We start from the raw sequence: 13,173 nt of genomic DNA on the forward strand, positions 1-13,173 counted from the left end.
TTTTGGCCGCATCAAGAATGTCCGAAACCTATTACATCACCACCGCGATTTCCTACCCGAACGGCAAGCCGCATATTGGCCACGCCTATGAGCTGATCGCGACCGATGCGATGGCGCGCTTCCAGCGCAAGGACGGCAAGGACGTCTTCTTCCTGACGGGAACGGATGAGCATGGCATCAAGATGCTGCAGACCGCCCGCAAGGAAGGCATCTCGGCGCGCGAACTGGCCGACCGCAATGCGGCTGAGTTCCAGCGCATGGCACAGGTGCTGAACGCCTCCAACGACGATTTCATCCGCACCACTGAGGAGCGGCACATCAGGTCTTCCCAGGCGATCTGGAAGGCCATGGAAGCCAATGGCGACATCTACAAGGGTGGCTACGCCGGCTGGTACTCCGTGCGGGACGAAGCCTATTACGGGGAGGAAGAAACCGAGGTTCGGCCGGACAACGTCCGCTACGGCCCCCAGGGAACGCCGGTGGAATGGGTTGAGGAAGAAAGCTACTTCTTCCGGCTTTCAGCCTATCAGGACCGATTGCTTGCGCTTTACGAGCAGAACCCCGGCTTCATCGGGCCAGCTGAAAAACGCAACGAGATCATGAGCTTTGTGAAGTCGGGGCTGAAAGACCTTTCGGTGTCCCGCACCACCTTCGATTGGGGCATCCCGGTTCCGGGCGACGAGAAGCACGTGATGTATGTGTGGGTGGATGCGCTCACCAACTACATCACGGCAGCAGGCTACCCTGATCTTCAGGCGTCGCGATGGAAATATTGGCCCGCCGACGCCCACATCATCGGCAAGGACATCACCCGCTTCCACACGATCTACTGGCCAGCCTTCCTGATGTCGGCCGTCGTGCCGCTGCCGAAGAGGGTCTTCAGCCACGGCTTCCTGTTCAACCGCGGGGAGAAGATGTCGAAGTCGGTCGGCAACGTGGTCGATCCGTTTTCCCTGGTGGAAGCCTATGGTCTGGACCAGGTCCGCTATTTCTTGTTGCGCGAAGTGCCGTTCGGCCAAGACGGAAACTACAGCCACGAGGCGATCGTCAACCGCACCAATGCGGACCTGGCCAATGACCTTGGAAACCTCGCGCAGCGTTCCTTGTCCATGATCGCTAAGAACTGCGAGGGCAGGGTGCCGACGCCTGGGGACCTAAAGCCCGAAGATCAAGCAATCCTTGCACAGGCTAACGCAGCCTTGGCAACGGCACGACAGGCCATGGCCGAACAGGCGACCCACCATGCGCTAGCGGCCATCTTTGCCGTGGTTGCGGATGCCAACCGCTATTTCGCCGGGCAGGAACCCTGGGCGCTCAAGAAAACGGATCCAGCGCGGATGGAAAGCGTGCTCTACACGACGGCTGAAACCATCCGCCGCGTTGCGATCCTTTGCACCCCATTCATGCCGGATTCCGCCGACAAGCTGCTCGACCTCCTCGATATCCCGGCAGACAAGCGCGTCTTTGCGGAAGTCGGCGACCATGGCTCCTTGCGGGCCGGTACGCCGTTGCCGCAGCCGCAAGGCGTGTTCCCGCGCTATGTGGAGCCGGAGGCGAAGCAGGCCTGATGCTGGTTGATAGCCATTGCCATCTCGACTTCCCCGACTTCGAGGAAGAGCGAGACGCGGTTGTTGCCCGCGCCCGGGCCGCAGGCGTGCGCACACTCGTGACGATCTCCACGCGCGTTCGCCAGTTCGACCGACTCCGCCGGATTGTCGACGCCTACGATGATGTCTGGTGCTCGGTCGGCACGCATCCGCACAACGCCGCGGAAGAAGCGGACATCTCCGTCCAAGAGCTGATCCGGCTTTCGCAGGAGCCGAAGGTCGTGGCAATCGGCGAAGCCGGCCTCGACTATTTCTACGACCGTTCGCCGCGCGAGGTGCAGGCCGCTGGGCTGCGCAACCACATCGCGGCCGCGCGGGAGACCCAGCTCCCGCTGGTGATCCACGCGCGCGATGCGGATGAAGACATGGAAGCCATTCTGCGCGAAGAAACGGGGCAGGGCCCGTTCCCCTTCATCTTGCACTGCTTTTCCTCGGGTGCAGCCTTGGCAAAGGCTGGCGTGGAGCTTGGCGGCTATATTTCTTTTTCCGGCATTCTTACGTTCAAGAAGTCGGATGCCTTGCGAGCAATTGCAGCCGACACCCCGCTCGATCGGCTGCTGGTTGAAACCGACGCACCGTTCCTCTCGCCGCAGCCGTACCGTGGGCAGCGCAACGAGCCATCCTATGTGACAAACACGGCGAAGGTGCTTGCCGACGTTCATGCCCTGTCGCCTGAAGCCATGGCAGACCTGACGACCGAGAATTTCTTCAGGCTTTTCACCAAGTGCCGCAAGCCGGCGCAGGCTTCCTGACCAATGCCGGACCGGCTGCGCCTGACCATTCTTGGCTGTGGTTCCTCGCCGGGCGTTCCGCGCCCCAACGGAGATTGGGGCAATTGCGATCCGAGCAATCCAAAGAACCGCCGACGTCGGTCCGCCGCACTGGTGGAGCGCATAGCTGACGCGGGCATCACCCGCGTGGTGATCGACACAGGCCCTGACTTCCGCGAGCAGATGATCGCCGCAGAAGTGGATGCCATCGACGCGGTGGTCCTGACGCATGCACATGCCGACCACATCCACGGCATCGACGACCTGCGCAGCTTCTTCCTTGATACACGCGAACGCATCGACGTCTATTCTGACGCCTTCACCTTCAGCCGCGTGGAGCAGGCTTTCGGCTACTGCTACGCGACTCCACCGGGTTCAAGTTATCCGCCGATCCTGCGCGACAGGCGCGTCGAACCTTTCGTTGATTTCACCATCGAGGGGAAGGGCGGTCCGATCACCTTCAAGCCCCTGCCGCAGGTGCATGGCGACATCATCTCCTTGGGGCTCAAGGTGGGCCGGCTGGCCTACTGCTCCGATGTCAGCCATTATCCGGATGAAACGGCTGCCGAGCTCCACGAGCTCGACTGCCTCGTGATCGATGCGCTTCAATATCGTAGCCATCCGAGCCATTTGTCCCTTTCCGAGTCGCTTGGCTGGATCGAGCGTCTGAAGCCGAAACAAGCGGTGCTCACGCACATGCACATCCCTTTGGATTACGAGCTCGTGCAACAGGAAACGCCGCCGAATGTGCAACCCGCCTACGATGGCATGATCATCGAGATCGGCGCGGATACGGCTTAAGGTTGCGACTGATCTCATCAATCCGACCTTTGGCGTATTGTCACGCGGGCTTTGGCGGGCCACGGTGCTGATCTCTGCATATCAACCCGCTCTGGGAGGAGCTCCATGAAAAGATTCGCGCTCGCAACCATCACCCTTGCCCTCGCTTGGAGTTCCACGGCGCTTGCCCAGGAACTGAGCGACGACAAGGTGAAGATCGGTATTCTGAACGACCAGTCCGGCGTTTACGCTGATTTTGGCGGCAAGAACTCTGTGGTGGCCGCCCAGATGGCGATCGAGGATTTCGGCGGGACCGTTGCCGGTAAGCCCGTCGAACTCATCAACGCCGACCACCAGAACAAGGCCGACATCGCAGCCAATATTGCGCGCCAATGGTTCGACACGGAACAGGTCGACGCGATCATGGATCTGACCACGTCGTCTGTCGGTTTGGCTGTTCAGGCGCTGGCAGCCGAGAAAAAGAAGATCACGATCAACACCGGCGCTGCCACGGCGGAACTGACAGGCAAGCAGTGCACACCCTACGGTTTCCACTGGGCTTATGACACACATGCGCTCGCCGTCGGCACAGGCGGCCAGCTCGTGAAGGAAGGCGGCGACAGCTGGTTCTTCATCACCGCAGACTACGCTTTCGGTCACTCCCTTGAGCAGCAGACCGGAGACTTCGTAAAGGCCAACGGCGGATCCGTGGTCGGCGCCGTGCGCCATCCGCTGGCAGCGACCGACTATTCGAGCTTCCTGCTTCAGGCTCAAGCGTCGGGCGCAAAGATCGTCGGCCTCGCCAATGCCGGCCAGGATACGGTGAATGCCATCAAGCAGGCGGCAGAATTCGGCATCGTTGAAGGCGGCCAGCGGCTTGCGGGCCTTCTCGTGACGCTTGCCGAAGTGCACGGCCTGGGCCTCGAGTCGGCTCAAGGTCTCGTTTTGACGGAAGGCTTTTACTGGAACCGCACCGACGAAACTCGGGAATGGGCGCAGCGGTTCTTCGAGCGCACGAATGCAATGCCGAACATGGTTCACGCAGGCACTTACTCTGCCGTGCTTTCCTACCTGAAGGCCGTTGATCAGGCGAAATCGGACGACGCCGACACGGTTGCGAAGACCCTCAAGGCAATGTCGATCGACGATGTCTTCGGGCAAGGTGGCAAGGTCGGGCCGAACGGCCGCATGATCCATGACATGTATCTGATGCAGGTGAAGAAGCCCGGCGAAAGCGATACGCCTTGGGACTACTACACGGTGCTCGCCACGATCCCAGGCGACGAGGCTTTCATCAAGCCTGCGGAAAGCGGCTGCCCGCTCGTCAACTGAGGCCAACGACACAAGGACTGGCCGCGCGGATCCGTTCGCGCGGCCTTTTCTATGGCTGGACGGACATTCAGCGATGGCGACAAGTTCCATAATATATCTTATGCGACTTTTACACGGTGTTGTGGATGGCTGATTGCCGAGGCTTGCCCGAACACGCTAGACACGCCGCATGAAGCCCTCTCGTGACATCACCCGCCTTCTTGAGATCATGGCGGCTCTTCGCGAGCCGCAGACCGGATGCCCTTGGGATCTGGAGCAGTCCTTTGAGACCATCGCCCCCTACACGGTCGAAGAGGCCTATGAGGTTGCGGATGCGATTGCCCGCGACGATCTGGATGACCTTCGTGAAGAACTTGGCGATCTGCTGCTGCAGGTCGTTTATCATAGCCAGCTGGCCGCGGAGCTCGGCGCCTTTACCTTCGGCGAGGTGGTGGAAGCCATCACAACCAAGATGATCCGCCGGCATCCGCACGTTTTCGAAGTCGCACGGGCTGCCGACGGGACCATGGCCAAAGGTCAATGGGAGCGGATCAAGGCAGAAGAAAAGGCCGAAAAACGTGCGCGGCGGTTAGCTCGTGGCCTCACCGCCGAGGACAGCGGTTCAGGCTTTCTGGACTCCGTCCCCGTCGGCATGCCGGCCTTGACCAGAGCACTGAAGCTTCAGCAAAAAGCCGCCAAGGTGGGCTTCGACTGGAGCGAGGCTGAGCCGATCCTTGCCAAGATCGAGGAAGAAATTGGAGAGTTTCGCCAGGCCCTATCCGCCAACGACAAGGCGGCTCAAAAGGATGAGTTCGGCGACGTTCTGTTCTCGCTCGCCAATCTCGCGCGCCACCTGGACATTGATCCTGAAGCGGCGCTGCAAGGCACAAACACGAAGTTCCGCAGCCGTTTCCATTTTGTAGAACAGGCGCTGAAGGAAGACGGCCGCTTGCTGGAGGACGCCAGCCTTGACGAGATGGAAGCTCTCTGGAAGCAGGCGAAAACGCGCTAGTCGGGGTCGCGCATCCAGGCTTCAATTTCGTTTTTGCGGTTCTGCGTTGTTCGGAGCGTCAGCGCCACCGATCCGTCCTCACGATCTTCCCGCTCGGTCACTTCGCCGCTGTGATAGATCCCATCGAGCAGCCTGAGTCGGTCGCTGCCCAGCACGAGGTGCATGTCTTCCAGCTTGCCGGAGATACGCGCCTCGATGAGCTCGGTAAGGTGGGAGATCCCCTCGCCCGTGACAGCCGAAACTGCGATTACTGGCCCCTTGCCTTGCTCCAGCAGGCGCTCACGGGTCTGGTCGTCCACAAGGTCCACCTTGTTCCAAACTTCGACGACGTGCTCCTCGTCTTGTGCGTCGATCCCGAGATCACGCAGAATACGCTCTACGTCCTCGGCTTGCGCGGCCGTGTCAGGATCGCTGATGTCGCGCAGATGGATGACGAGATCCGCCTCCACGACTTCTTCCAACGTGGCGCGGAAGGCAGCCACCAAATGGGTTGGCAGGTCCGAAATGAAGCCCACGGTGTCGGACAGGATGATGGTCGTTCCATGCGGCAACTGCACGCGGCGGAGCGTCGGATCGAGCGTGGCGAACAACATGTTTTCTGCCAGCACGCCAGCCCCGGTCAGGCGATTAAACAGCGTCGACTTGCCGGCATTGGTGTAGCCGACGATCGCGACGATCGGGAACGGCACCTTGCGGCGCTTGGCTCGATGCAGATCCCGCGTCCGGCGCACTGTTTCCAACTCGCGCTTCAGCTTCAGGATCTTGTCCTGCAGCAAGCGGCGGTCGGCCTCGATCTGGGTTTCACCGGGACCGCCAAGGAAGCCGGCACCGCCGCGCTGGCGCTCCAAGTGCGTCCAACTGCGCACGAGCCGTCCGCGCTGGTAGTTCAGGTGGGCTAGTTCGACCTGCAGCGACCCTTCCTTGGTGCGGGCACGCCGGCCGAAAATCTCCAGGATCAAGCCGGTGCGGTCGAGCACCTTTGCATTCAGCGCCTTTTCCAGGTTGCGCTGCTGGACGGGCGTGAGCGGATGATCCACGATGGCGAGATCGGCGTTGGCTTCGCGCACCACTTCCGCGAGTTCATCGACCTTGCCGCTACCGAGCAGGGTCGCCGGCCGCGGATCAGCCAGCATGACCACGTCGGTAAATACGGGCTCCAGGTCGATCGCAAGCGCCAGGCCAACGGCTTCTTCCAAGCGAGCATCAGGCGAGCGGCCAAGCCTTGGGCGGCCTTGGAAATCATCTTCGCCGCGCGTCTGTCGCGTCAGCACGGGGACAACCACGATGGCCCGCCCGGTTGATGTTCCCTCACCCGGTCCGGGGGGCGAATAGCCTGATTCAGTCAGCGGCTCGATGTCCTTTAATCAGCTTTTCCGACGCCGTCCTCGCCGTCGAACATCTGGACGGGCTGGCTCGGCATGATGGTGGAGATTGCGTGCTTGTAAACCAGCTGCGAATGACCGTCGCGGCGCAAAAGAACGCAGAAGTTGTCGAAGGAAGTCACGACACCCGTCAGCTTCACACCGTTGATCAAAAAGATGGTCAGCGGGTTCTTGGTCTTGCGAACCGAGTTCAGGAAGAGGTCCTGTAGGTTTTGCGTACGTTCCGCCATTGTTCTTATCTTTCGATCATCCCTCGCTGAGGAGGTGCCGGGTTTTTGTTCTTAACGCGCTCTGCGGGAGCAGTCTTTCGACGACTTCGTTTTCCCGCCAGCAGAGCCGGTATCAGGCCTTTATTTTTTCTGCAATGTCAAAAAATGCATTGCGCAAGGATGCTGCAACGGTGCCCGGGTGACCGTTCGCGACGGGTCGTCCGTCAATCTCCACCACGGGCATCACCAAGGTGGTCGCCGCTGTGATGAAGGCTTCACGCGCAGCCTGGGCTTCTTCCACCGTGAAGGGGCGCTCTTCCACGGTGAGATCAAGCTTTTTGGCCAAATCGATCAGCGTGGTACGGGTCACACCCCGGAGAATGCCCGTTTCGGCGGGACGCGTGACCAGAACACCGTCCCGGGTGATGATCCAGGCGTTGGTCGAGGCGCCCTCCTTCACCGTCCCGTCTGGATCAATGAACCAGGCTTCCTGTGCACCAGCCTCCTTGGCTTTCTGCTTGGCCAGAACGTTGGGCAGGAGGCCAACGGACTTGATGTCGACGCGCTCCCAGCGATTTTCCGGGACCGTGATGACCTTTACCCCCTTCTCCGCCTTGGCGGCACCGAGCCGGGGATCCACGGGCTTGGCGGTGACCACAAGCGCCGACTTGATTCCAGTCGGGAACACGTGGTCCCTGGGTGCGACGCCGCGGGATACCTGGAGATAAACCATGCCGTCGGTAACCAGGTTGCGCCGGATCACCTCCCGCATGACCGAGATCAGGGGCTTTCGTGCCATGGGCTGCGCGATCTGGAGCTCGCGGAGCGATCGGTCCAGTCGGTCCAGGTGCCGCGTGCTGTCAACGATGAACCCGCGTGCCACCTCGCACACTTCGTAAACGCCGTCGGCGAATTGGTAACCTCTGTCCTCGATGTGAACCGCTGCGGCGCGATGGGCGACATAGCGGCCGTTGACGTAAGCAATCCTGGGCATGCTGTCCCCTCAGAAGAATTCCAGGCTGACCCGGAACATTTGTTCGACCTTCTTGACCGCGGAGGCCATCGCAAACATCACGACGCGGTCCTTGGACTTGATCTGCAGGTCACCCGCCGGGCGCAGGACCGCACCGTCACGATAAATCGCGCCGATACGCAGGCCGGCAGGCAGTTGCAGATCGCGCAGGGCAATGCCCACCAATGGCGACGTGTCGAGTGCTTCTGCTTCCGTGACTTCCGCTGCGCCTCGCCCAATGCTGTGCACGGCGCGTATACGGCCGCGTCGGACATGTTGCAGGACGCGCGAAATCGTCACTGATCGCGGGTTGACCTGCGCATCAATCCCGAGCGCATTTGTAAAATCCTGGTAGGTGGGATTGTTGATAAGCGTGAGACTTGAACGGCAGCCAAGCCGCTTGGCCATGACGCTCGACAGAATGTTGACCTGATCGTCATTTGTGAGCGCAACCATCAGGTCGGTATCGCCGATATCAGCCTCGTTCAGGAGCTTGTGGTCGAGCGCGCTGCCGTGAAGCACCACCGTTCGCCGCAACTCATCGGCGATCGCGTTGGCGCGCTCGCGGCCGCTCTCGATGATCTTCACTCGGGTCCGGCTTTGCGCCTTTTCAAGCGTTTGCGCGACGTACAGGCCGATATTGCCGCCCCCGGCGATCACAATGCGGGTAGCCTCCTGTTCGTCATGCCCGAAGAGGCCGAGCGTGCGGCGAACATGCTCCTTTGCGATCACCACATAGGCGAGGTCGCCGGCAAACAGCTGATCCCCCGAACGCGGCACAAACAACCGCCCTTCCCGGCTGACGCCCACGACGGTGGCGATGAGATCGGGGAAGAGGTCGCTCAGCTGTGCCAGCGGCGTGTTGATCACTGGGCATTCGTCCAGGCACTCAATGGCGACCATCGCGATCCGATTGTCGGCAAAGCGAACCACATCAGTGGCACCAGGCAGCGCGATGCGCCGCAACACCATTTCACCGACTTCGCGTTCTGGAGAAATCACCACGTCGATCGGCATGTTTTCGCGAGAAAACAAGTCCTGGTAGCGTGGCAGCATGTAGGATTGCGAACGGATGCGCGCGATTTTGGTAGGTACGTTGAACAAGGAGTGCGCGACCTGGCACGCCACCATGTTCACTTCATCATAAAGCGTGACGCCAACAAGCATGTCCGCGTCCTGCGCGCCGGCACGCGCCAGGACGTCGGGATGTGCCCCGTGCCCGACAAAGCCCTTCACATCTAGCGTGTCGCGGATGTTGCGGATGAGGTCCGCGGACACGTCGATCACCGACACGTCGTTGCGTTCGGCCGCCAGTCGTTCCGCGATGCCGTAGCCGACCTGGCCGGCGCCGCAGATGATGACTTTCATGGAAGATCCGAGCTCAATTAAACGCCAAGCGACTTCAGCTTCCGGTGAAGCGCCGATCGCTCCATACCAATGAACTCGGCCGTACGCGAGATATTGCCGCCGAAACGGTTGATCTGCGCGATCAAATATTCCTTTTCGAAGTGCTCGCGCGCTTCACGCAACGGCAACGCCATGATGTGCTGATCCGACTGGTTTGGCGCACGTGGCATCATGTCCCCGATCTCAGCGGGAAGCAGGTCCGCCGTGATCGGCGCGTTTTCGTCGCCATCGCGGGACAGGATCATCAGGCGCTCGATGTTGTTTCTGAGCTGGCGGACGTTACCCGGCCAGTTATGCGCTTGCAGAACGGCCAGCGCATCGTTGCCGATCCGGCGCGGCCGGATGCCGGCATTCTGGGCGATCTGGCGCATGAAGCCGTCAACCAGGAAAGGGATGTCCTCGCGACGTTCGGCGAGCCCCGGCACATAAACGGGGACAACGGCAAGCCGGTGGTAAAGGTCTTCACGAAAGCGCCCTTGCGCGATCATGCTTTCAAGGTTGTGGGCGGTCGATGAGATGATCCGAACATCGACCTTGACGCGCTTGTTGCCGCCGACCCGCTCGAACTGCTGGTCCACCAGGACGCGGAGGATCTTGTTCTGGGTTTCGCGCGGCATGTCGGCCACTTCGTCGAGGTAAAGAATGCCCCGGTGCGCTTCCTCCAGCGCTCCGACCTTCCGCGCCCCGCCGTCGGACGACTCCGTGCCGAAAAGCTCGATTTCCATTCTGTCCGGCGTAATGGACGCTGCGCTGAGAACCACAAAAGGACCGGCTTTCCGCGCTGACTGGGCGTGAATGGCGCGCGCGGCCATCTCCTTTCCGGACCCCGAAGGTCCCAGGATCATGATGCGGCTGTTGGTGGGTGCGACCCGCTCGATCGTTTGCCGCAGCTGGTTCATCGCAACCGATGTGCCGACGAGATCGAAGTTGTCGCCACTCCGTTTCTTCAGGTCGGAAACCTCTCGCTTCAGCTTGGAGTTTTCCAGCGCCCGTTCTGCAATCAGGATCAGCCGATCGGCCTTGAACGGCTTCTCGATGAAGTCATAAGCGCCGGAGCGGATCGCTGTCACCGCCGTCTCGATATTGCCGTGCCCCGAAATCATCACGACCGGAATGCTGGGATGCAGCCGCTTGATCTCGTTGAGCAGTTCCAACCCATCGAGGCGCGAGCCCTGCATCCAGATGTCGAGAAAGATCAGCCGAGGCGCACGGTCATTGATGGCAGCGAGTGCGCTGTCTGCATCATGCGCAGTGCGAGTCTCGTGCCCTTCGTCGTCCAGGATCCCCGCGACGAGGTCGCGGATGTCGGCTTCGTCATCGACAATGAGAATATCAGAGGCCATTGACCACCTTTTCAGGCTTGGGTTCTTGGGAGATGCCGGCGGCGTCGAGCTCCGGCCGGTTTGCTGCGGGAAGCACGATCCGGATCAAGGCGCCGCATCCGCCGTGGAAATCCGTCGGTGCATCGTGCAGTTCGAGATGCCCGCCATGATCCTCGACGATCTTTTTCACGATCGCGAGACCGAGGCCGGTGCCCTTCTCACGAGTGGTCATGTAGGGCTCGAGCAGCCGCTGACGATTTTCGCGCGGCAAGCCTTTGCCGTTGTCCATGACATCGATCCGGATGGTGCTGCCGGTCTGTTCGGCCTCGACACGAATGACGCCGCCCGCTCGCTCCGCCCCTTCGATCGCTTCCGCGGCATTCTTGATGATGTTGCCGAAGGCCTGGCTGAGAAGGCGGCTGTCAAAGAAGCCGAACAAGGAGCTTGATCCAAACGCCCGTTCGATCTTGATGTCGCTCTTGCTCACTTCTATCAGGAACGATGCTTCGTGCAGCGCTTCGCGCAGGTCGATCAGCTTGAGCTCCGGCTTTGGCATGCGGGCAAAGGCCGAGAATTCGTCGACCATCCGCCCGATATCCCCAACCTGGCGGATGATCGTTTCGGTGCACTGGTCGAAAACCTCGCGATCCTCGGTGATCACCTTGCCGTAGCGCCGGCGAATCCGCTCCGCCGACAACTGGATCGGCGTCAGCGGGTTCTTGATCTCGTGCGCGATACGCCGGGCAACGTCGGCCCAGGCGGAGGATCGCTGCGCTTGAACAAGGTCGGTGATGTCGTCCACCGTCACCACATAGGAGCGCTCGGCTTCCTCTCCGCTTTCCTCGATGGTGACCTGCACATTGAATGTGCGCTCGGCACCGGCCCGGTAAAAGGTCACTTGCTCGCGGTAAACGGCGCGTCCAAGCTGCCGCGCCGTATCGAGAACCTTGCCGACGTGGGGCAAAACATCTGACAGCCGCTTGCCGATTGCCGAAGCCACCGGCAGCGCCAGCATGGTCAGCGCCGAGCGGTTCACGACCCGGATCTCGCCCTTGGGATCAACGCCGATCACGCCAGCGGTCACGCCGGCAAGCACGGCTTCAGAAAAACGGCGTCGATCTTCGGCATCATCGCGCGCCGTCAGGATGTCGTTGCGCTGCGACTTCAACTGCTGCACCATCTTGTTGAAGGTGTCGCCCAGTGACGCCACATCTCCGTCCGATCCGCGCACCTGCACGGCGGCATCGAGGTTGCCGCTCGCGACCTTGTCGGCTGCCCCAATCAACTGCCGGATTGGGCGAACAAGCCGGTCCGCAACCGCGATTCCGGCCCAGATGGCAGAAAGGACGACGATCAGTGTCAGCCCCAGGTAAAGCAGCGCGAAAGCGATCTGCGTGGTGCGCCGATTGTTTTCGAGGCCACGATATTCACTGGTGTTTGCGCGCACGATCTGGCGCGCGCGAATGACCTCTGGGTCCACGAGACGCACGGTGTAGAGGTAAAGGTCCGGTATTTCCTGCAACCGAATGATCGCCCCCACGATGTTGCGGATGCGGGGCTCGATCAGCACGGGCTTCCCGTCTGCAGCCGTTTGCACGGCCTCGATTGGGGGGGGCGGAATCTCGAAGCTTTGCGGGCCATCAACCGACATCTCGAAGGACCCGTCCGCACGGATCAACGCCGCTCCAGCCATTGCCCGGCCAAGCACATGCTGGCTCATCAGTTCACGGAAACCAGTGCGGTCCAGCGTGTAAACGGTGCGCGCGGCGTCGAGGTCGCGCGCCATGGCAAGCGTCGCACCCTGAAGGTTGCGGCCATTTTCCCGCACATAAGCTTCGGCGATCGAAAGCGAGGTGTTGATAATGGTCTTGGTGCGGATCTCGAACCAACGATCGAGCCCCACATCCAACGAGATCGAGGCGACGATCGCAACAAGAAGCGCTGGGATCGCCGCCACAAGGGCAAACATGGTGACGATGCGCACATGCAGGCGAGCCGCGGCACGGCCAGCTGCGCGTGCAGCATAGATGCGATGCACTTCCCGCCCGATCAGCGCGACCAGCGTCGCCACGAAAATCGCGTTGATGCCAATCAAAGCCAGCGTCGCGCTCTCATTCGGCACGATCGGGGTCAGTCCCATCAGGATGACGAACGAAATGGCGGCCGTTACCAAAGCGCCTACCACGGCGATGATGCCGGGCAGAACGTGGAGCCTGCGGCTCTCGGCCCCGCTGCCTTGCCTCAGCAGCGTGCCAGGTGCAGCGGTCGCGTGGGACGTCATCTGCAGCAAATCACCTCATGAGTCCGTTGCATCTATGCAACAGAATGTGGCGAGATTGCAACAAAGATGCCGGTCTGCGC

11 protein-coding genes are annotated in these 13,173 nt (G+C 61.0%); 5 read left to right on the forward strand and 6 right to left on the reverse strand.

All coding sequences use genetic code 11. The features are described from left to right. Positions 1-17 precede the first annotated feature (17 nt). The 5 genes from metG to mazG all read left to right on the forward strand — a co-directional run bounded on the left by metG (position 18) and on the right by mazG (position 5,480). Positions 18-1,568: a methionine--tRNA ligase gene (gene metG / locus J5Y06_RS16365; RefSeq protein ID WP_209336255.1), complete on the forward strand. Its 1,551-nt coding sequence runs from the start codon at positions 18-20 to the stop codon at positions 1,566-1,568. After that, positions 1,568-2,359 carry a TatD family hydrolase gene (locus J5Y06_RS16370; RefSeq protein WP_209336256.1) on the forward strand — a complete coding sequence of 264 codons (792 nt, stop codon included), beginning with the start codon at positions 1,568-1,570 and terminating at the stop codon, positions 2,357-2,359. Before metG ends, J5Y06_RS16370 begins: the two co-directional genes overlap by 1 nt. Before the next feature lie 3 nt (positions 2,360-2,362). After that, entirely contained in the window at positions 2,363-3,178 is an 816-nt protein-coding gene (locus tag J5Y06_RS16375; RefSeq protein WP_209336257.1) for an MBL fold metallo-hydrolase, read from the forward strand. 105 nt (positions 3,179-3,283) lie between these two features. Beyond that, positions 3,284-4,489 (forward strand): ABC transporter substrate-binding protein, encoded by a 1,206-nt coding sequence (locus tag J5Y06_RS16380; protein ID WP_209336258.1) that lies wholly within the window; start codon positions 3,284-3,286, stop codon positions 4,487-4,489. Between the two features lie 169 nt (positions 4,490-4,658). Further along, positions 4,659-5,480 (forward strand): nucleoside triphosphate pyrophosphohydrolase, encoded by an 822-nt coding sequence (gene mazG, locus J5Y06_RS16385; RefSeq protein ID WP_209336259.1) that lies wholly within the window; start codon positions 4,659-4,661, stop codon positions 5,478-5,480. On the opposite strand, the gene hflX is transcribed toward mazG, so the two are convergent. The 6 genes from hflX to J5Y06_RS16415 all read right to left on the reverse strand — a co-directional run bounded on the left by hflX (position 5,477) and on the right by J5Y06_RS16415 (position 13,093). Next, positions 5,477-6,826 carry a GTPase HflX gene (gene hflX / locus J5Y06_RS16390; protein WP_385932317.1) on the reverse strand — a complete coding sequence of 450 codons (1,350 nt, stop codon included), beginning with the start codon at positions 6,824-6,826 and terminating at the stop codon, positions 5,477-5,479. The genes mazG and hflX overlap by 4 nt on opposite strands. A gap of 14 nt (positions 6,827-6,840) precedes the next feature. Next, complete coding sequence (gene hfq, locus J5Y06_RS16395; protein WP_209336260.1) at positions 6,841-7,092, reverse strand: RNA chaperone Hfq; 252 nt, start codon at positions 7,090-7,092, stop codon at positions 6,841-6,843. Positions 7,093-7,204: 112 nt separating this feature from the next. Beyond that, entirely contained in the window at positions 7,205-8,065 is an 861-nt protein-coding gene (locus tag J5Y06_RS16400) for a D-amino-acid transaminase (protein WP_209336261.1), read from the reverse strand. A gap of 9 nt (positions 8,066-8,074) precedes the next feature. Then, positions 8,075-9,451, reverse strand: coding sequence for a Trk system potassium transporter TrkA (gene trkA / locus J5Y06_RS16405; RefSeq protein ID WP_209336262.1), 1,377 nt, complete (start codon positions 9,449-9,451; stop codon positions 8,075-8,077). Positions 9,452-9,468: 17 nt separating this feature from the next. Next, entirely contained in the window at positions 9,469-10,833 is a 1,365-nt protein-coding gene (gene ntrX / locus J5Y06_RS16410; RefSeq protein ID WP_209336263.1) for a nitrogen assimilation response regulator NtrX, read from the reverse strand. Beyond that, positions 10,823-13,093 (reverse strand): sensor histidine kinase NtrY-like, encoded by a 2,271-nt coding sequence (locus J5Y06_RS16415; RefSeq protein ID WP_209336264.1) that lies wholly within the window; start codon positions 13,091-13,093, stop codon positions 10,823-10,825. Before J5Y06_RS16415 ends, ntrX begins: the two co-directional genes overlap by 11 nt. Between the last annotated feature and the right edge of the window lie 80 nt (positions 13,094-13,173).

The sequence above is a fragment of the Tianweitania sediminis genome, assembly GCF_017813335.1.
Taxonomy (GTDB): domain Bacteria; phylum Pseudomonadota; class Alphaproteobacteria; order Rhizobiales; family Rhizobiaceae; genus Tianweitania; species Tianweitania sediminis.

Coding starts and splice junctions, on each gene's coding strand:
- trkA (WP_209336262.1), bottom strand. CDS start 9,451: ATGAAAGTCATCATCTGCGGCGCCGGCCAGGTCGGCTACGGCATCGCG.
- ntrX (WP_209336263.1), bottom strand. CDS start 10,833: ATGGCCTCTGATATTCTCATTGTCGATGACGAAGCCGACATCCGCGAC.
- J5Y06_RS16400 (WP_209336261.1), bottom strand. CDS start 8,065: ATGCCCAGGATTGCTTACGTCAACGGCCGCTATGTCGCCCATCGCGCC.
- metG (WP_209336255.1), top strand. CDS start 18: ATGTCCGAAACCTATTACATCACCACCGCGATTTCCTACCCGAACGGC.
- J5Y06_RS16370 (WP_209336256.1), top strand. CDS start 1,568: ATGCTGGTTGATAGCCATTGCCATCTCGACTTCCCCGACTTCGAGGAA.
- mazG (WP_209336259.1), top strand. CDS start 4,659: ATGAAGCCCTCTCGTGACATCACCCGCCTTCTTGAGATCATGGCGGCT.
- J5Y06_RS16380 (WP_209336258.1), top strand. CDS start 3,284: ATGAAAAGATTCGCGCTCGCAACCATCACCCTTGCCCTCGCTTGGAGT.
- J5Y06_RS16415 (WP_209336264.1), bottom strand. CDS start 13,093: ATGACGTCCCACGCGACCGCTGCACCTGGCACGCTGCTGAGGCAAGGC.
- J5Y06_RS16375 (WP_209336257.1), top strand. CDS start 2,363: ATGCCGGACCGGCTGCGCCTGACCATTCTTGGCTGTGGTTCCTCGCCG.
- hfq (WP_209336260.1), bottom strand. CDS start 7,092: ATGGCGGAACGTACGCAAAACCTACAGGACCTCTTCCTGAACTCGGTT.